Source organism: Asticcacaulis excentricus, assembly GCF_003966695.1.
Lineage (GTDB): Bacteria > Pseudomonadota > Alphaproteobacteria > Caulobacterales > Caulobacteraceae > Asticcacaulis > Asticcacaulis excentricus_A.
Genome location: NZ_AP018827.1, coordinates 134,483 through 152,872 on the forward strand (window position 1 = coordinate 134,483; position 18,390 = coordinate 152,872).

General features: G+C 63.3%; 20 protein-coding genes. 11 read left to right on the forward strand and 9 right to left on the reverse strand.

Annotated elements, in window-relative coordinates:
* Nucleotides 1-39 precede the first annotated feature (39 nt).
* The 3 genes from EM6_RS00665 to EM6_RS00675 are packed head-to-tail and all read left to right on the forward strand — an operon-like array spanning nt 40 to nt 2,468.
* Entirely contained in the window at nt 40-831 is a 792-nt protein-coding gene (locus EM6_RS00665) for a class I SAM-dependent methyltransferase (protein ID WP_232037061.1), read from the forward strand.
* A gap of 51 nt (nt 832-882) precedes the next feature.
* A complete protein-coding gene (locus EM6_RS00670; protein WP_126419560.1) occupies nt 883-1,392 on the forward strand; it encodes a SixA phosphatase family protein in 510 nt (169 codons plus the stop codon).
* A complete protein-coding gene (locus tag EM6_RS00675) occupies nt 1,392-2,468 on the forward strand; it encodes a quinone-dependent dihydroorotate dehydrogenase (protein ID WP_126419561.1) in 1,077 nt (358 codons plus the stop codon). The genes EM6_RS00670 and EM6_RS00675 overlap by 1 nt, the downstream gene beginning before the upstream one ends.
* Here the strand turns inward: EM6_RS00675 and EM6_RS00680 are convergent.
* From EM6_RS00680 to flgF, 5 genes are all read right to left on the reverse strand, one after another.
* Nucleotides 2,465-3,772, reverse strand: coding sequence for an O-antigen ligase family protein (locus EM6_RS00680; RefSeq protein WP_126419562.1), 1,308 nt, complete (start codon nt 3,770-3,772; stop codon nt 2,465-2,467). The two genes, EM6_RS00675 and EM6_RS00680, sit on opposite strands and share 4 nt — an antisense overlap.
* Nucleotides 3,773-3,849: 77 nt before the next feature.
* Nucleotides 3,850-4,575 (reverse strand): flagellar basal body L-ring protein FlgH, encoded by a 726-nt coding sequence (gene flgH, locus EM6_RS00685; RefSeq protein WP_126419563.1) that lies wholly within the window; start codon nt 4,573-4,575, stop codon nt 3,850-3,852.
* 9 nt (nt 4,576-4,584) lie between these two features.
* Complete coding sequence (gene flgA, locus EM6_RS00690) at nt 4,585-5,361, reverse strand: flagellar basal body P-ring formation chaperone FlgA (protein ID WP_126419564.1); 777 nt, start codon at nt 5,359-5,361, stop codon at nt 4,585-4,587.
* A gap of 12 nt (nt 5,362-5,373) precedes the next feature.
* A complete protein-coding gene (gene flgG / locus EM6_RS00695) occupies nt 5,374-6,162 on the reverse strand; it encodes a flagellar basal-body rod protein FlgG (protein WP_126419565.1) in 789 nt (262 codons plus the stop codon).
* A 10-nt stretch (nt 6,163-6,172) separates the two neighbouring features.
* The gene (flgF, locus tag EM6_RS00700; RefSeq protein WP_126419566.1) at nt 6,173-6,922 is read right to left on the reverse strand and encodes a flagellar basal-body rod protein FlgF; all 750 of its coding nucleotides are present in this window, start codon (nt 6,920-6,922) and stop codon (nt 6,173-6,175) included.
* A gap of 363 nt (nt 6,923-7,285) precedes the next feature.
* Between flgF and EM6_RS00705 the strand changes: the two genes are divergently transcribed.
* The 4 genes from EM6_RS00705 to EM6_RS00720 all read left to right on the forward strand — a co-directional run bounded on the left by EM6_RS00705 (nt 7,286) and on the right by EM6_RS00720 (nt 11,467).
* A complete protein-coding gene (locus EM6_RS00705; RefSeq protein WP_126419567.1) occupies nt 7,286-8,416 on the forward strand; it encodes an ABC transporter permease in 1,131 nt (376 codons plus the stop codon).
* A complete protein-coding gene (locus tag EM6_RS00710) occupies nt 8,413-9,144 on the forward strand; it encodes an ABC transporter ATP-binding protein (RefSeq protein ID WP_126419568.1) in 732 nt (243 codons plus the stop codon). The genes EM6_RS00705 and EM6_RS00710 overlap by 4 nt, the downstream gene beginning before the upstream one ends.
* 262 nt (nt 9,145-9,406) lie before the next feature.
* Nucleotides 9,407-10,180, forward strand: coding sequence for an efflux RND transporter periplasmic adaptor subunit (locus EM6_RS00715; RefSeq protein WP_420000733.1), 774 nt, complete (start codon nt 9,407-9,409; stop codon nt 10,178-10,180).
* A 180-nt stretch (nt 10,181-10,360) separates the two neighbouring features.
* The gene (locus EM6_RS00720; protein ID WP_126419569.1) at nt 10,361-11,467 is read left to right on the forward strand and encodes an acyltransferase family protein; all 1,107 of its coding nucleotides are present in this window, start codon (nt 10,361-10,363) and stop codon (nt 11,465-11,467) included.
* On the opposite strand, the gene nadC is transcribed toward EM6_RS00720, so the two are convergent.
* From nadC to nadA, 3 genes are all read right to left on the reverse strand, one after another.
* Nucleotides 11,464-12,312 (reverse strand): carboxylating nicotinate-nucleotide diphosphorylase, encoded by an 849-nt coding sequence (nadC, locus tag EM6_RS00725; RefSeq protein ID WP_126419570.1) that lies wholly within the window; start codon nt 12,310-12,312, stop codon nt 11,464-11,466. The genes EM6_RS00720 and nadC overlap by 4 nt on opposite strands.
* A gap of 1 nt (nt 12,313) precedes the next feature.
* A complete protein-coding gene (locus EM6_RS00730; protein WP_126419571.1) occupies nt 12,314-13,864 on the reverse strand; it encodes an L-aspartate oxidase in 1,551 nt (516 codons plus the stop codon).
* A 170-nt stretch (nt 13,865-14,034) separates the two neighbouring features.
* Nucleotides 14,035-15,150, reverse strand: a complete 1,116-nt coding sequence (gene nadA, locus EM6_RS00735; RefSeq protein ID WP_126419572.1) for a quinolinate synthase NadA — start codon at nt 15,148-15,150, stop codon at nt 14,035-14,037.
* Nucleotides 15,151-15,412: 262 nt separating this feature from the next.
* Between nadA and EM6_RS00740 the strand changes: the two genes are divergently transcribed.
* From EM6_RS00740 to EM6_RS00755, 4 genes are read left to right on the forward strand one after another with little or no spacing between them, the layout of a single operon-like run.
* A complete protein-coding gene (locus EM6_RS00740) occupies nt 15,413-15,874 on the forward strand; it encodes a Dps family protein (RefSeq protein ID WP_126419573.1) in 462 nt (153 codons plus the stop codon).
* A complete protein-coding gene (locus EM6_RS00745; protein WP_172961095.1) occupies nt 15,844-16,392 on the forward strand; it encodes a hypothetical protein in 549 nt (182 codons plus the stop codon). Before EM6_RS00740 ends, EM6_RS00745 begins: the two co-directional genes overlap by 31 nt.
* A 31-nt stretch (nt 16,393-16,423) precedes the next feature.
* Entirely contained in the window at nt 16,424-16,855 is a 432-nt protein-coding gene (gene arfB / locus EM6_RS00750; RefSeq protein ID WP_126419574.1) for an alternative ribosome rescue aminoacyl-tRNA hydrolase ArfB, read from the forward strand.
* The gene (locus tag EM6_RS00755; RefSeq protein WP_126419575.1) at nt 16,845-17,345 is read left to right on the forward strand and encodes a GNAT family N-acetyltransferase; all 501 of its coding nucleotides are present in this window, start codon (nt 16,845-16,847) and stop codon (nt 17,343-17,345) included. The genes arfB and EM6_RS00755 overlap by 11 nt, the downstream gene beginning before the upstream one ends.
* Here EM6_RS00755 and EM6_RS00760 read toward each other — a convergent pair.
* Nucleotides 17,335-18,390, reverse strand: a complete 1,056-nt coding sequence (locus EM6_RS00760; RefSeq protein WP_126419576.1) for a glycosyltransferase family 4 protein — start codon at nt 18,388-18,390, stop codon at nt 17,335-17,337. The genes EM6_RS00755 and EM6_RS00760 overlap by 11 nt on opposite strands.

Sequence of the window (18,390 nt, forward strand, 5' to 3'; positions counted from 1 at the left end):
GCATCCTATATAGAGGGTCTGATCCCCTGAGGACCCGCCTTGCGTCGTATCGTATCCGAACTGAGCCGTTTCTATGCCACGCCCGAAGGCGCGGTGACAAGGCGCATGGTCGCGCAGAAGCTGGCCGAGGCCTGGCCCGATGTGACGGGGTCGGATGTGCTGGGGCTGGGCTACACCACCCCCTATCTTGATGCGTTCAATGGCACGGCGCGGCGCGTTATCGCCGCCATGCCCTCGGCACAGGGGGCGGAAATCTGGCCCGAAGGGCTGAAAAGCCGCTCAACCCTGGTCGATGAGCAGCACATGCCGTTTCCCTCGGCCCTGTTCGACCGGATTTTCCTGATGCACGCGCTGGAGGAATCGCCCAACCCGGAAGCCCTGCTGGTCGAAGCCTCGCGCTGCCTGACCACCAACGGGCGGCTGATTTTGGCCGTCGTGGCGCGCGGTGGCCTGTGGACCCACGCCGAAAAGACGCCGTTCGGGCACGGCCAGCCCTTTTCGCGCACGCAGTTGGAGACCCTGCTGCGGGTAGCGGAGCTGGAGCCGATCGCCTGGTCCTATGCCCTCTATGTGCCGCCCCTGCGATCGCTGCTGCGCTGGGCCCAGACCTTTGAAGAGTGGGCCCCGCGCGTGTGGCCCTATCGCGGCGGGCTGATCCTGATGGAGGCGGGCAAGCGGGTGATCCGCGCGCCGGTGCGCGGCACGGCGGTGTCGGTGATTGACGACATCCGCGACAAGCTGGGTGTGCCGCTGCCGCAACCCGCAAACCCGGCGGCGGGCCGCGATGTCTCCTCCCTGTTGCGTAGCAATGGGCAGGAGATTAGTTCTTGAACCGCGATGGCTTTCGCGTCCATAAGCGGGCCAGAACAAGGAACACGACTCATGATGAAACACCTGATCGTCATGCGCCACGGCAAGGCCGAAAAGGACAGCGCGTCGGGCGAGGATTTCGAGCGCAACCTGATGCAGCGCGGCGTGCGCGAAGCGGCCGCCGTCGCCGAAGCGCTGAAGGCGCGCGGCCTCAAACCCGACTACGCGCTGGTCTCCGCTGCGCACCGCACGCACCAGACCTTTGAGGCCGTCAAGGGCGTGCTGGGCGACATAGCCGGTGAGGTGCGCGACGACCTGTTCAATATGGGCGCGTCCGACCTGCGCCGTCTGGTCGAAGCGCACGAAGAGGCGGGCGATTGCCTGCTGATCATCGGGCACAATCCGGGTATCCAGTATCTGGTGCTCGACTATATGACCGAAGGGGCGGCGTCTCAGGTCGATATCGACCGGGCGCGGGGCTCATATCCCACGGCGGCCGCCACGGTGTTTACGGTCGATGTGGCCGGTCGCCCGATCTTCGATGACCTGCTGAAGCCCAAAGACCTGATCGGGGGCGAGTGATGGACCTCTACCGGCTGGCGTTGAAACCGCTGCATCTTCTGGAGGCCGAAGACGCCCACGCGGCGACGATTCTGGCGCTGAAATCAGGGTTGGGGCCGCGCTCCAGCTATGACCCGCCGGAACTGCGCACGGAAATCGCCTTCACAGGCGGGGCGCTGGCCGTGCGCAACTGCGTCGGTCTGGCCGCCGGGTTTGACAAGAATGCCGATGTGCCGCTGGCCATGAGCCGCGCCGGCTTTGGCTTTGTCGAATGTGGTACGGTGACGCCGCTGCCGCAGGCCGGTAATCCGCGCCCGCGTCTGTTCCGCCTCAGTGAAGACGAGGCCGTGATCAACCGCATGGGCTTTAACAACAAGGGCCTTGAGGTCTTCGCCAGCCATCTGGAGCGCTATCAGGGCCGCGCCTCGGCGCCGGTGCTGGGGGCCAATATCGGGGCCAATAAGGACGCCACGGATCGTATGGCCGATTACGTTACGGGCCTGAAACGCCTGTGGGGCCTGTCGTCCTATTTTACCGCCAATATCTCTTCGCCCAACACGCCGGGTCTGCGCGCCTTGCAGGGGCGGGCGCATCTCGATGAGCTGCTGGGGCAGATTGCGGCGACACGCGCCGATCTGGTGCGCGTGACGGGTAACAACTATCCGATCTTCCTCAAGATCGCCCCTGACCTCAGCGAGGAAGAAATCGCCGACGCGGTCGAAGCGGCCCTCGCGCACGGGCTTGATGCGCTGATCGTTTCCAACACCACGATCGAGCGGCCGGGTTCGCTGCACTCAGCTCTGGCGACGGAAACGGGCGGCCTGTCGGGCGCACCGCTGTTTGGGCTTTCGACCTCGGCGCTGCGCAGTGCCTATAAGGCGGCGGCGGGGCGGCTGACCCTGATTGGGGCGGGCGGCATTGCCTCCGGGGCCGATGCCTATGCCAAGATCCGCGCCGGGGCGTCGCTGGTGCAGCTCTATTCGGCGCTGGTCTATAAGGGGCCGGGGCTGATTGATGAGATCAAGCGCGATCTGGTGCAGCGCCTGCGCGCCGATGGCCTGACGCATATTTCGCAGGCGGTGGGTTCGGCGGCTTAGAGCGGTTCGATCCGGTTGGCCGTCAGCCGCGCCATGGCGCAGATAAACAGGACAAAGATCAGGTTATTCTGCCCCAGAATGAAGCTTTCCGACAGGATGAGGAAGCTGAAGATACACAGGGCCAGAACCGAAAAATAGCCGTCCCGCACGCGCGCAAAGCGGAACAGGGCGCAGAAGAAGGTGATGGCCAGACAGCTCCCGAACAGGATCACCCCGACCCAACCCAGTTGCACCAGCAGGTCCAGCCAGCCATTGTGCGCCGACGGCACGTCCCAGTTGGTCTCCTTCTTGACGATCTGGTTGGGGATGGAATCCGGCCCCCAGAAGGCCTTATAGCCGTATCCCAGCCACGGGCGCTGATCCGACAGCCTCAGCAGCGACTCCCATATCTGGGTGCGCCCGGTCAGGGTCGGGTCCTTGCCCAGCGCCTTGAACACGGCTTCGGGCATCAGGAAGAAGACCGCGCCGCCGATCAGCGATGCGGTGGCGCCGCCCCAGACGAACAGCACGCTTTTCACGCCGCCGCTGCGCAGCGCCGACAGGACCGGCATGGCCCCCAGCGCCAGCAGGCAGGCCAGAAGCGAGGTCTTTGACCGCGACATGACGATCAGGAAGAAGATCAGGGCCGCTGAGCCGATCCACAGGACGCGCCGGTCGGGCAGCAGGAAGGCACTGGCGCAACAGGCGACAAAACCAAAGGTCATCAAAGACGCCATCTGGTTCTTTTCGTGCCACAGGCCGCGCCAGGCCCCGGCATTGATGTCGTGATGCACGCCCATGGTGGGGTAGAGGAGGGCGGCCAGAATGCTGCCGACCGCCATGACGGCAAAGGTGCCGCCGACGATCTGCGTCAGGTCTGAGCCTTTGAAACGCGCCCCCAGATAGAGGCCAAACAGCAGGGTAAAGCCCAGCGCCAGCGAGCGGCGGCTGGTGACGGAGGGATCAATCGACCACCAGCCGGAGGCATAGCACAGGGCCAGCATGGCGGCGGCCATGACCAGCGCCGGCAGGACGCGCAAAAAACGGTCGGCCCGCACGACGCTGAGCAACAGGGTCAGGCCATAGACGGGCAGCCACAACAGGCGCATCCACGACACTTCGCCGCCGTTTTCCTGATTGGGCGCAAACAGAGGGGCCCACAGGGCTTCGGAAAACATGAAGATGCAGAAGGCCGCCAGCAGGGCCTCGATGCGAAACAGCATCAGGGCCGCCCCGCTCAGAGGGGGCTCTGAGGCGTCATAGCGGCCGCTCGCGCGGACCGGTCGCGGATAGTCGTCACGTTCGTAGGCGGGCGTCGCAGGCATGGGAGTCCGAGGGCGGGGGACTCTAAACCTATCATTGAAATGTCAAGATGCGCTTAAATTTGCGCATAGCGGCGCACTCAGAAGGGAGAGAACTTTTCCATCAGGTTCTGGCTGACCGGGGCGGCCTGCATACGGCTGACGTCGCCGCGCCCGCCATAGGAGATGCGCGCTTCGGCCAGTTGCGTATGCTTGATGATATTCGCCGAGGAAATGTCCTGCGGATTGACGATGCCGGAGACGATCAGTTCGCGCACTTCACGGTTTGTCCGCACCTCCTGAGAGCCCTGAATGATCAGATTGCCATTGGGCAGGACGCCGGTAACGATGGCGGCCACGGTAAGCGAGATCTTTTCCGAGCGGTTGACGCTGCCGCTGCCCGAAAATTCGGCGGCGGTGTTGTTCGACAGGCCGGCAGAAGCGTTGTACTCACTGGGCAAAATCTTCCCCAGTGACGACTCCAGCCCGAACACCTTGGGGATAGAGCTCTCATAGCTGCCGTCACGCTTGCGCGAGGTGGTGTTCTGCGTCTGCGCCTTGTCGTCGATGTCGATGGTGACGGTCAGGATGTCGCCGACGTGGCGGGCGCGCTGGTCCTTGAAGAAGGCCTTGGCCCCCGTGCGCCACAGCGAATTGGCCGAGGCCGAGGTCGAGGCGGGGGCCGCATAGACCTGCTGCTGCGGCACCAGTTGCGCCGGATAGCCCATCGGTTGCAGGGCCGGGCCGTTGACGGCTTCGTTGACGCTGGCGCACCCCGACAGGGCGGCGGACAGGGCGGCAGCGGTGACAAGAACGGGGAAACGCATGGGTTTGCCTTAACGGGAGGAATAGAGGGCGCGGTTGCGCAGGCTTTGGGCGGTCTCACCGACGGCGGCGCTGCCGGGGCCGGTGACAACGGCTTCGATCAGTTTTTTGGACGCGGGGTTTTGCACCATGATCAGGTCGCCAATCGCGCCGTCCTTCTGGGCAGGGCCGGTCATGGACAGGCTGACACCGTTCATTTCAAACGTCACCTTGACCATTTCGGCGCGCCTGATGACCATGGGCGCGGTCAGGTCGCCGGGGCGGACCACGCCGCCTTCGCGCACGGGCACGCGCACCGTCTTGCCGATGGCGGTTTCAGGGTCGCTGATCAGGCTGCCGCCCGCCAGATGCGCCTGCACCGGTTGCCAGGCGATGTCGGCGGCGGCGACCACCTCACCGGCGCTGAGGGTGCGGGTGAAGACCAGCACATCTTTGGTGCGTCCGGCCTCTGCGCGGGCTTGCGTGGACGTTGTGCCATCGGCGCCCGCGCTGACGATGATGCGGCGCAGACCCTGCGGATTGGGCCACGACTGCCCGGCCTGACGCGCCCTGGCCTGAACCTGACCGGCATCGAGGACGGCGCTGGGGCCAACGCGCGTGCCGACGACCACATCCGACGCGGCCCCCGCATTGTCGAACAGATCGCCCAGCGTGATGCGCCCGTCGCCGTCGGTGACCTGCGCCTTCAGCACCAGCGACGTCTGCGCCTGCACGGGCGCGGCGGTCATCCCGATCAGGCTGAGGGCCACGGCCCCGGTCAGCATCAGCATATAGACCGAACGGTGCATCAGCGGCCCCTATCAGTTGCGCAGGTTGCTGGTCACCGACAACATGTCGTCGGCGGTCTTGATCACTTTGGAGTTCATCTCGTAGGCGCGCTGGGCGACGATCAGCGAGGTGATTTCCGACACGGCATCGACGTTCGAGGCTTCGGTATAGCCCTGCATCAATGTGCCGTAGCCGACATCGCCCGGCGTGCCGATATTGGCCGCACCCGATGCGCCGGATTCCAGATACAGGTTGTCGCCAATAGCTTCGAGGCCGGCTTCGTTGAAGAAGCTGGCGACCTGAAGCTGACCGATGACGGTGGGGGCGGTGACGCCATCCTGTGTCACCGACACCTGACCGGTCTTGGAGATGGTGACTTCCTTGGTGTCCTGCGGAAAGGTGATCTGCGGCTGCACCAGATAGCCATCGTCGGTGACCAGTTGCCCCTGATCATTGACGGCAAAATTGCCGGCGCGCGTATAGGCGGTTTCCCCCGACGGCATCAGCACCTGAAAATAGCCGCGCCCATCGACCATGATGTCATAGGGGTTGTCGGTTCGGGTGGCAGAACCCTGGGTCAGAATACGATAGACGCTGCCCGTCTTGACGCCGCCGCCGACCTGAATGCCGGTGGGGACGACCGTACCCGCTTCGGAAGATTGCGCGCCCATGCGCTCGACATTCTGATACAGAAGGTCCTGAAACTCGGCGCGCTGCTTCTTGAAGCCGACCGTGTTCATGTTGGCGATGTTGTGCGAGATGGTATCGACATTGAGCTGCTGAGCCGACATGCCGGTGGTGGCGGTTCTCAAAGCACGCATGGGCTACTCCTTACGCCGCTTTGCCGAGACGCTCGACGGCGCTGCGGTTCAGTTCGGCCTGTTGTTCGATAATCTTTGTCACCGAGGCGTAGGCGCGGTTAATTTCGACCAGCCGCGTCACCTCGCTGAGGGCGTTGACGTTCGAGGTTTCGATCATGCCCTGCCGCAGGCGCACATCGGTGGCCGGGTCGGGCGCGGCATTGGTGGTGGCGCGGAAGCGGTTGTCGCCCTGCTTTTCAAGGTCCGACAGGCTGGCGAAACGCACCACGCTGATGCGGCCCACGCGCACGATACCGTCGGTACTGCGTTGCGACACCACGCCGTCCGCCGAGATCGACGGCGCGCCGAATTCGGGATTGAGGCGGATATCGCCGCCATCGCCCTGCACGGGCAGACCATCGCCCGTGACCAGCACGCCCTGCGGCGAGACGGTAAAGGCGCCGTCGCGGGTATAGAGCGGGCCGTTGGCGCCGTTGATGACGAAAAACGCGCCTTCGCCTTCGATGGCCACGTCGTAATCGCCGCCCGTCGGGGTCAGGGCCCCTTGCGAAAAGTCGCGGCCGACGCCCTTATCATAGGCAAAATTGGCCGGGGCGCGGATCGGCAGGTTATAGGCGGGGCGGCCCTCTTCGGGTTCGACCAGCAACTGCTCGAACTTGTAACCATTGGTGTTCATATTGGCCAGATTGTTGGCCGTGACGTCCAGTTCGCGGCGCAAAACCAACTGTCGCGACAGGGCGACATAGCTCGCATTATCCATTGTCGGCCTCCTTCTGCGACGGCGCGTTAACCATGTTTTTCAATAAGCAAGAGCCGTGCCAGTCGGGCGAAAAATTCAATACGCTGAATCTGTTGGAAAAAATCTGGAGGCAGTTGAGCGCTGCTGCCTGAGGCGGCAAAAACTGCCTTAAGAGGGCATGGATTGCGGGCGTCCTCAGGCGGCTTTCGCATTCGTTACGCGGAATTAATTGGACGTAGGCAATGAAACTAACGATGTTAGGGTCAAGAGGGCGGGGCGCGTCCGGCAGGGGTGTCGGAAAGGGCGGTCGTTTCTCATCTGTTTTTAGGGGCGTCAGGGGCGGAGACTATCCGTTCGCCTTCGCGCAGCCTGGGGAACCTGTTTATGTCTTTGGCTCTATCTACGCTTATCTATGAATGGCGGCGCTATATGGCCGCGGTCATAGCGCTGGCTGTGGCGGGTCTGCTGGTGTTGTCGCTGGTCGGCATGTTCATGGGGATCGGTAAGAACTTTACCGCCACCATCGACCGCTCACCGGCTGATCTCATGGTGCTGCCGCCCGATTCGCAAGGCTTTGGCTCAAGCCAGCCGCGCCGCAATATCCCGACCCTTTATCAGCACCCGGAAGTGGTGGAGGTCATGCCCTATACCCAGCGCTGGGCCATGTGGGCGAACTTCCCGTCGCCGGGGCAATCGGCCAAGCGCGATGGCGTGCAGGTGATCATTGTCGATCCGATCGAAGGCGCGGTGACTCTGCCGACCGACTTCCCCGAAGACGTCATTCTGGCGCTTCAGGAGCCCTATTCGGTAGTGGTCGATGCCACTTCGCTCAAGAAGTTGGGCGTCAAGGTCGGCGACAAGGCGCAGATGAACGGCCGGACCGTCAATGTGCGCGCCACCATCACCAACTACCCCAGCCTGTTCAACTCGATGGTCTTCATGTCGCGTCAGACGGCCAAGCTGCTGAGGCTTTATGACGAAGGGCCGCGCGTCGGCTCGCTGCTGGTCAAGCTGCGTGACCCGTCGCGCGCCGCCATTGTCGCTCAGGACCTCAACACCATGAGCAACAAGCAGTTCCGTGCCTGGACCCGCGAAGACCTCGCCCGTGAAAATCAGGCGGAGATGTTCAAGGAATCCTTCATCGTCATCATGCTGGGCTTCATGCTGATCGTTGGTGTCTTCATCGGGGTGGTCATCACCTGGCAGACGCTTCAGGGGGCCATTCTGGCCAATATCAAGGAGTTTGCGTCGCTGCGGGCGCTGGGCGTATCGATGGGCAATCTCAACCTGATTATTATGGAGCTGAGCTTCTGGGTCGGAGTGGCCGGCCTGATGATGACGGGCATCCTGCTGGTGGGCGTGACGGCGCTGGCCAATGCCGTGGGCCTGACCATGTTCTATCCCCTGTGGTCGATTATCACTATCGCCATCATGTTGCTGACGATCGCCGTCATTTCCGGCCTTCTGTCGCTTGGCGTGCTCAAAAAGAGCCAACCTGCGGATCTGCTGCGATGACCGGAAAACTTGCTATCGAAGCCAAGGGGCTGACCAAGAGCTACAAGATCGGCAAGATCAAGCAACCGGTGCTCAAGGGCGTCAACTTTACCGCCTATCATGGTCAGGTGACCATGGTCATGGGGCCTTCGGGTTCAGGTAAATCGACCCTGATCGCCGCCCTGTCCGGCCTGATGAAGCCCGATGAGGGCGAGGTGGTCGCGCTGGGGGAAAGCCTGTGGACGAAGAAAAAGGCCAAGATCGACAAGTTCCGTCTCGATCACTGCGGCTTCATCTTTCAGGGCTTCAACCTCTTCCCGGCGCTCAATGCCACCCAGCAGGTCGAGCAGGTGCTCAAATACTGCAAGGTCAAGAAGTCCGAAGCGCGCAGCCGTGCGGTTCAGGCCCTGACCGAGGTGGGGCTGGACAAGCGCCTGAGGCAGACGCCGTCGGCCCTGTCGGGTGGGGAAAAGCAGCGCGTGGCCATCGCGCGGGCCCTGTCCAAGAACCCGCAGCTTCTGTTTGCCGACGAACCGACCTCGGCGCTGGACTCTGTGTCCGGGCAGGTGGTCATCAAGCTCCTCCACCGCGCGGCCAAGGAGCACGGGGCGGCGGTGATCGTGGTGACCCACGACCCGCGCCTTGAAGCCTATGCCGACCGCATCATCCATATGGAAGACGGCGAAATCCTCAGCGACACCTTCGTCAACAGGCCTGAAGACGTCTCGCCTTCCGCCCCCCACGCCTGATCAGAGAACCACTCACCATGCGCACCTCTCACACCCCCAACCCCGTCCGTAAACGCCCGTCAAAGGCGCTCCTGCTGCTGCTGGCCGCGCCGCTGGTGCTCAGCCTGACCGCCTGTACCCCCCCGCGCCGGGTGGCAAGGACGCCAAGAAAGGCGAAGCCGCCGCAGCCAAGCCCATCGTTTCGCCCTATGCGGCCATCGCCAATGGCAAGGCCGACGTCGAAGGCGGCGTCATCGAAGTCGCCGCCCGCCGCGCCGGCGTCGTGCACGAAGTGCTGGTGCAGGAAGGCGACGACGTGAAGAAGGGGCAGGTGCTGGCCCGTCAGGAAGCCGATACGGCGCAACTGGCCGTGCAGCGCGCCCGCGCCAATGTCGTTGAGGCTCAGGCCGCTATGCGACTGACCGAGGTCAATATCGACACGGCCAAGCGCGAATACGCCCGCTATCAGAAGCTGGCGGCGACCAATTTCGTCGCCGGTCAGAAGCTGGACGCGCAGGCCGACCTGATCCGTGAGGCCGAGGCGCGTCTGGCGGCACAGCAGGCGTCGGTGCAATCGGCGCAGGCCGCGCTGGCGCAGGCCAATTTCGATCTGGAACAGACCTATGTGCGCGCCCCGATGGATGGCCGCATCATCCGTCGCTTTGCCAACCCCGGTTCGGGCACCTCGACCCTGAACGTTTCGACCATGTTCCAACTGGTTCCGGCCGCAGCCGAGCGTATCGTGCGCTCGGAAATCGTCGAAAGCTCCATCCCGGACGTCAAGCCGGGGCAGGAGGTCGAAATCATCCCCGAAACCGATCAGACCAAGGTCTATGTCGGCACGGTGAAGCGCATGGCCGCCACCTTCGGTTCGCGCAAGCTCCTGTCCGACAGCGGCAACGAAGCTTCCGATGAGCGCGTGGTCGAAGTGGTCGTCACGGCGGACAATGCGCCGCTGCTGATCGGTCAGCGCGTGCTGGTCAAGTTCATGAAGCCTGGCGAAAAGGCGGGCATCAAGCGCACGCCACCCGCACCGGCGACGCCTGAGAAGAAGTAAGGCCTGAGAAAACGCAGGCTTTAAACCTGAAGAAGAGCACAACCCCGGTACATACGTGCCGGGGTTGTGTTTTCTAACAAGTCTGAAATCAGCGCGCCCGCGCATTTGGCTAAGGCTGTCTTTCCCCAATATGTTAACCTACCTGCCTTATCTGGTGGGATAAAGAATGAGCCCTGCCGGATGAGCGTAAGCGTTAGCCCCCTTGCCCCCCACCCCAGAGCCGGGGGCGCCAGTCTCGATGTCCTGCGCTTTCTGGCGGCGGGGTTTATCCTGCTGTTCCATTTCGGCGAGTCGGCCCCGCGCCCGCTGGGCGATTTGATCCCCGTCCTGTGGCAAGGCTGGTTGGCCACGGATTTCTTCCTGATGCTGTCCGGTTTTATCCTGATGCGCGCCTACGGCCCGCGACTGGCCGAACAGCGCGTCAGCCCGCTCAGTTTCGTCAGCCGACGTATCCTACGCCTGTGGCCCTCGCATATTGTGGCGCTGCTGCTGTTGCTGGCGGTGGTGACGCTGGCGACCCTTCAGGGCCATCCGCCGGGCCACGCCGAAAAATACACCGTCTCCGGCTTTTTCGAGCAACTGATGCTGGTGCACGGCTGGGGGATCAGTCAGATACCGGGTTGGAACGTCCCAACCTGGACCTTGTCGGCGCTGGTGGTGTGCTACAGCCTGTTCAGCCTGAGCGCCGGTCGCGTGTACCGCTGGAACCGCGCCGCGCTTGTGGTGGGGATCGTTGCCATTCTGGGGCTGGGGCTGGCTCTGGGGGCCCTGATCGGCCATGCCTTTGTCGATCTGCCGTTTCAGTATGGACTGATCCGGGCCCTGCCTTTGTTCTTTATCGGGGCGCTGCTGGAGCGTCTGACCGCCGGGGTCGGCGTGTCACAGCGCGCCTATTTTGCAGGCATGGCGATCAGCGGGTTTATAGTCATCGTTTTGGGCAGCCTGCCGCGCGATAGCGCGTCGGATGTGGTGATCCTCGCCGCGTTGGCCACCGTTCTGGTCCTGTCGGCGGGGGTGCGTTTCCACGAAAGCCACCTGACCAAGCGGCTAGGCCGGGCGTCCTACGCCCTGTTTCTAATCCACACGGTCATAGGCGCCATCGCGCTGGGCGTTGATGGGATGCTGATGCACCGCTTCGCCCTGTCCGAGCCGGTGCACTGGATCGTCTGGGGCCTGTGCGTGGCCGCCGCGATCGCCGCGGCCTTCGTGTTTGAGGCGTGCGTCGATCGCCCGCTGAGTCAGTGGGTCACCGCGCGCCTCATTGCGCCGCGCAAAGACCCGGATTAAACGGCATCTAACCCGATATCGAACACCGGAGCCGAGTGGGTGAGGGCGCCCACGCTGATCACGTCCACGCCGGTTTCGGCAATGGCGCGCACCGTGTCGAGATTGACGCCGCCGGAGGCTTCGAGAAGAGTCGCACCCTTGACCAGCGCTACGGCCTCCCGCAGTTCCTCCAGATTGAAGTTGTCGAGCATCACCACGTCCGGCCGGAACGGCAGGGCCTGTTTGAGTTGGGCCAGCGAATCGACCTCGACCTCGATTTTCATGGTGTGACCGGCCGAGGCCTTGGCCAGCTCCAGCGCCTTTTCGACGCCGCCGCAGATGGCGATATGGTTGTCCTTGATCAGGATGGCGTCATCTAGGCCATAGCGGTGGTTGTGGCCACCGCCGCACTTGACGGCGTGCTTCTGAAGGCCGCGCAGCAGGGGCAGGGTCTTGCGCGTGCAGGCGATGCGCGTCGGCAGGTCTTCGACCAGCCGCACATAGGTGTGCGTCAGCGTCGCCACGCCCGACAGGTGTGACAACAAGTTCAGCGCCACGCGCTCGGCCGCCAGAATGGCGCGCGCATTGCCTTCGACGCGGGCAATCACGTCGCCGGCCACCACCTCGGCGGCGTCGGGCTTGACGACCTCAAAGCGGATATGCGGGTCCATCAGGCTCATGGCCAGACGCGCACAGTCGATGCCGGACAGGATGCCGGCTTCGCGGGCCTTGAACTCCGCCTTGAAGCGGGCGCGCGGCAGGATGACGGCGTCGGCGGTGACGTCACCGGCCAGCCCCAGATCCTCGCGCAGGGCGTCGCGGACCACGGGTTCGATAAGCAGGTCAGGCAGTCCGGTGATATACATCTTAAGCCACTTCCTTTTGCGTTTGCCTCTGTATCAGGCCACCCTCTGTCAAACGGACGAAGGTGCGTTGACCCTCAGTCGCTGTTGCGGGGTAGTCCTGACGGTAATGAGAACCGCGACTCTCCCGCCTTTGCAAGGCGCATTGCGCGATCAGGCGCGCCGCGACCAGAGGTAACGCACCTTTGAACGCGGCCTCCAGCCCCGTGATCGTTTCCAGCAGGGTTTTAAGGCCTGTTTCATCGCGGATGACGGCGGCGTGCGCCTGCATGGCGGTGCGCAGGGTTTTGAGCGCCTCAGGCGTCAGGCGCGGCGCGGGCAGGGGGCGCAGCGCGCCCTCTGTATCCGGCGCAAACCCGCCACGCACTGCGACCTCAGCGGCCTTACGACCGACGCGCTCCCCGAAGGCCGCGGCCTCCAGCAGGCTGTTGGACGCCAGACGGTTGGCCCCGTGCACGCCGGTCGAGGCGCATTCACCGACGGCAAACAGGTTCGTTAGGCTGGTCTGGCCATCGATATCGGTACGGATGCCGCCCATATGATAGTGCGCCGCCGGGGCGACCGGGATGGGTGTCGTGCGCGGGTCGATGCCCGCCGCCATGCACGAGGCGAAGACGGTCGGAAATTCGTGCGGGAAGTGCGCGCCAATCGCTTCGCGGCAATCGAGAAAGGCCCCACCCAGAGTCGTATTGGCGCGGTGCACGGCGCGCGCCACAATGTCACGCGGGGCCAATTCGCCGTCCGGGTGATCGTCAAAGGCAAAGCGGTGACCATATTTGGTGATCAGGGTCGCGCCTTCACCACGCAGGGCTTCGGTCGCCAGAGGGGCGGGGTCGGCCCCGATATTGATGGCCGTCGGGTGGAACTGCACGAATTCCGGATCGGCGATTTCGGCACCGGCCAGAGCGGCCATCGCCATGCCTTCGCCGCGCAGATTGGCCGGGTTGGTGGTCACGGCAAACAAGCCGCCCGATCCGCCCGACGCCAGCACCACGACGGGGGCAAAGACCTCAATCGGGCGACCGCCGCGTTCGACTACGGCCCCGATGACCGTCTGAGCGTCGGATCGGATCAGGCCGGTGGCGACCGCGCCTTCCCAGATGTCGATATGTGGCGCGGCCTTCGCGGCGGCGACCACGGCCTCCAAAATCTTCTTGCCGGCCAGATCGCCACCGACGCGCGCCACGCGGGCAAGGCCGTGCGCGGCTTCGCGGTTGAGCACGAAAGACCCGTCGGCGTGGTGGTCAAAGGGCGCGCCGATGGCGTTGAGGCGGCGCACCACGTCCGGCCCCATGCCGGTCAGGGCGTGGGTGGCGGCGGGGTCATTGATGCCGGCCCCGGCGATCAGAGTATCCTGCGCGTGGGCTTCGGGGGAATCCTGCGGGGACAGGGCCGCCGCGATACCGCCCTGCGCCCAGGCCGAAGAACAGGCGGCGCCCAGCTCAACCGGGGCCAGCACCAGAGTCGGCTGCGGCGCGGCATTAAGCGCGACCGATAGCCCGGCCAGCCCTGCACCGATGATCAGCGGACCGTTATGGAGATAGACGTCAGGCATTTTCAGCGCCTTTTCAAACCCCCTCTCCCCGTGTGCGGGGCGAGGGTTGGGGTGTAGCTCCGTCACAGAGCCTTGATGTAACGCCCCCGCCCATCTGTTGTGCGCGTTCATCCTTCCCCGTTTACGGGGAAGGTGTCGCGGCCTTGTCCGCGACGGAAGGGAGAACTGTCTTAACTTATCAACTCGACATCCACATGGTGGCGGGCCCTGATCATGTCGTAGCGGGCCGGGGTGGTGGTGGGTGGCATGTCGATCATGCGCTGCACCGACAGGCGCGCCTTGTCGATAATGGCGGCGTCCACCGTCACTTCGTGCGTCATTGTCAGCAGCGAGGCATAAATGCCTTCCAGCGTGATGCGCTTCATGTGCGGGCACAGATTGCACGGGCGCAGGAACTCAACGCCGTCGCCCGCATCGGCCGTGACATTATCGGCCATCGAACATTCGGTGATCAGCACCACCTGCTTCGGCTTGTTCTGCGTCACATAGTCGGCCATGGCCGTGGTCGAGCCGGTGAAGTCACAGGCGGCAATCACGTCCGGCGGACATTCCGGGTGGCCCAGCACCACCGCATCGGGGTGGGCGGCACGCACATCGGCAATGTCCTGCGCATTGAAGCGTTCGTGCACTTCGCACGCGCCCTTATAGGCGATGATGCCGATGTTTGTCTGACGCGCCACATTACGCGCCAGGAACTCATCGGGGACCAGAATGACGCGGTCCACGCCCCATTCTTTCGCCGCCCATTCGACCACCTGCACCGCATTGGCCGATGTGCAGCAGATGTCGGTTTCCGCCTTCACATCGGCCGTGGTGTTGACGTAGGAGACGACCGGCAGGCCGGGGTAGCGCTGCTTGATCAGGCGCAATTGTTCACCCGTCAGGCTGGAGGCCAGCGAACAGCCGGCGCGCAGGTCGGGGATCAGCACGGTCTTTTCCGGGGCCAGAATCTTCGAGGTTTCGGCCATGAAGTGCACGCCGCCCTGCACAATGATCTTCGCGTCCGACTTCGCGGCTTCGCGCGCCAGACCGAGCGAGTCGCCCACATAGTCGCCGACGCCGTGGAAGATGTCGGGCGTCATATAGTTGTGCGCCAGAACGACGGCGTTTGTCTCCCGCTTGAGGCGGTTAATGGCCGCGATCAGCGGGGCCTGAATCTGCCATTCGATGGGCGATACCTTGCCCTTGAGGCGCGCGTAAATCTCTGCGGTTTCCGCCTCGATGTCGGGCGTAAAGGCCAGCGCGCCAAGGGCTTCGTCCACGATCGGGTTTTTGCTGTGCAGCATTTTATTCGTCTCCTCGCGCCGCCGGACCGCTCCGGTGACCCTTATGCTCAATTTCAGCATAAGTGGCATTAAAATACGCCTTTGGCCGGTCATTGCAAGGCCACCCCGTAAAAAAACCATCACATATTGTATCGGTGTGGGGTGCCTGAGCCCTGTGATTTCACAAAATCCGTGAAAACCGGAATTGTCGGTTAAGGATCATTGAAACTTTACAGGGAGGTGCGCATATCGCTGAGACCATAAGTTTATAAGGGTAATCATTATGCCAAAAGCCGCCGAAACGCCTGACACCCCCGTCTGCCTCGAACTGTCGAAGGTGCTGGCCGACAGCTATAATCTCTATCTGAAGACGCACGGCTATCACTGGAATGTGCGCGGGCCGCAGTTCAACAGCCTGCACGCCATGTTCATGGCCCAGTACACCGAGATGTGGACGGCGCTGGACGAAATCGCCGAGCGCATCCGCGCCCTGGGCGAACTGGCCCCCATGTCGGGCGCGGCCTTTGGCAACCTGTCTTCGATCAAGGAAGGCGATGCCACCAAATCGGCCAATGAGATGCTGAAAGAGCTGGCCGACGGGCACAAGACCCTGATCGCCACGCTGAAAAACGCGCTGAAGGTTGCCGAAGAGGCCAGCGACGACCCCACGGTGGACCTCCTGACCGTGCGCCTCGGCAGCCACGAAAAGCACCTGTGGATGATCTCGGCCTCGCTGGAAGATTGACGCGGGTGTTTTCGGATGCCCTTAATCTAAATGGCGTTGACTGGCCCCTTCTTCAGAATGGGGCCGTCAACCTGTTCAAGAATCTGACCTATTTTGTCGATACACAAACCGATCTGAAGACCGCGGGTTATGAGGTAGGCTATGTCGATTGCCATAGTGGGATAAAGGCTTTCTGCGCGCAACTCTCTGATATTCTGAACTGGTCTGAACAGTTCGGCTACGATGAGTGGAGCGGTAATCTTGATGCATTGGACGACGCTTTCTGCACCTATCCCTTTAGTGAGTCGGGCAAGTCCGTTTTAGCGTTTGAAGCCTTCGATCAGATCGTGAATGAAGATGCTTATTTCGCTTCCGGCATACTGGATGTAATTGAACGCTCGTCCCGCAATCATTTGCTTTTCAGCCGGCGGCTCATCGCACTGGTGCAAACCAACGACCCCGGATATTCGTGTGAGAATATCGGTGGGCGGTCAGCGAACTGGAATCCCAAAGAATGGTTTCAAGCTGACAGGTTTTGATCTTCCAGCCCAACTGCTGTAAGCGGCGTGTATGATCTTCATTACGCCCAAAATCTCCGTCGATGAGGCCGAACTAAGCGAGAGCTTTGTGCGCGCGTCCGGCGCGGGCGGGCAGAATGTCAATAAGGTCTCGACCGCCGTTGAACTGCGCTTTTCGATCTGGGAAAACCAGACGATCCCCTATGAGGTCAAGCAGCGCCTGATCGTTCTGGGCGGGCGGCGCGTGACGCAGGACGGCGTGCTGGTCCTGTTCGTGCAGACCCACCGCACCCAGGATATGAACCGCAAGGCGGCGCGCGAACGCTTTGTCGAGCTGCTGCAACGCGCAGCCGCGCCACCCCCGCCACCGCGCATCAAGACCAAGCCGACCCAAGGGGCGGTGCGCCGGCGTCTGGTGGCCAAATCCATCCGGTCGGGCATCAAGTCCGGCCGCCAGAAACCTTTGGGCGAAGATGACGACTGAGATCCGACCGGCCACCGCCGCCGATGCCGACGCCATTCTGACGCTGTATCGTGAGGTCGCGCGCCTCAGCGGCGGGCTGGCGCGTACCGAAGCCGAAATCACGCCGGACTATATTACCGGCAACCTGACGGCGGCCTTGAAGCGCGGGGTGTGTCTGATCGCCGAAAGTGACGGGCGCTGCGTCGGGGAAATCCACGCCTATGCGCCGATGCCGAAGCAGTTTGCGCACGTCCTCAGCGACCTGACCGTGGCCGTGTCGCCCGCAACTCAGGGGCAGGGGGTTGGGCGTCGCCTGTTTGAGGCGCTGATCGCCCATAGCCGTCAGCAAACGCACATCCGGCGCATCGAGCTTTTGTGCCGCGAAGGCAATGCGCGTGGTATTACCCTCTATGAAAGTCTGGGCTTTGTGCGGGAAGGGCGATTGAAAGGGCGCGTCCACCTGCCCGACGGCACGGTCGAGGACGATCTGTTCTTCGGGCTCACGCTGTGAGCGTTTTACGAACCCGGAACCAGCCGTAGCACAGGGCAGCGACCACAAGGCACAGGGCGGCAAAGCGCAGTTCGACGCCGGTGGTTATGCCGATCAGGCGCGCCCCTGTGCCAATGGCGCACGACAGGGCACACAGCCCCCAGATTTTTAGCGCCAGACGTCCATGATCCGGGTCACGGTGGATCAGCCATTGCTGATAGAGGTGATCCTTATGCGCCTCAAACAGGTTACGGTTACGCTGCGCGCGCCAGAGGAGCGTCAGCAGCACATCGACCAGCAGCGGGGCCAGCAGGAAGCCGCCCAGCCAGATCGAGGCGATCTCATGCGTGCTGAGGACCAGCGCCCCGCCGGTGACCAGAGCCCCGCCGAACAGCGACCCGGCGTCGCCCTGAAACACGCGATTGAGTGGCAGGTTGAACGGCAACAGCCCGGCAAAGGCCCCGCCGGTGGCCAGAAACACCAGCAGCACACCGCCCAGCATCGACACGGGCTGCGAGCCGAAGGCCAGCACGAACCCGGCATAGATCAGCAGGCACACGGCCTGCGTCCCGATAGCCAGACCGTTCGACCCGTCCATGAAATTGATGGCATTCAGCCCCAGCACCAGCCACGCCGTTGCGGCCAGAACCCCCAGCGGAAACGGCACGGCCAGAGTCAGGCCGGGGGCCAGAATCAGTTCATGCACCGGATAGTGGTTGGCAAAACCGGCGCAGAGGATGATCTGAAACAGCAGCCGTGCCTTGGCGGGCAGGTCCAGCACATCGTCAATCGCCCCGGACAGTCCGGCCAGAGCCGCAAAGCCGAACAGCCACAGGCCGGTCTGCGGCCCAGGGACGGAAAGTTTCATCACGCCAAAAGCGATGGCCAGCCCGCTGGCGGCCATAACCGCCAGCCCGCCGCTGGTGGGCGTAGGCGCCTTGTGCGCGCCGCGGTCGCGCGGAATATCGACGGGCCCGCCGCGAATGGCCAGTTGCGCCAAAAGTGCGGCCAGCACGGCGGCGATGGCAACAATGCTCAGACAGGCGAGGGGGGAGAGAAGCCACAT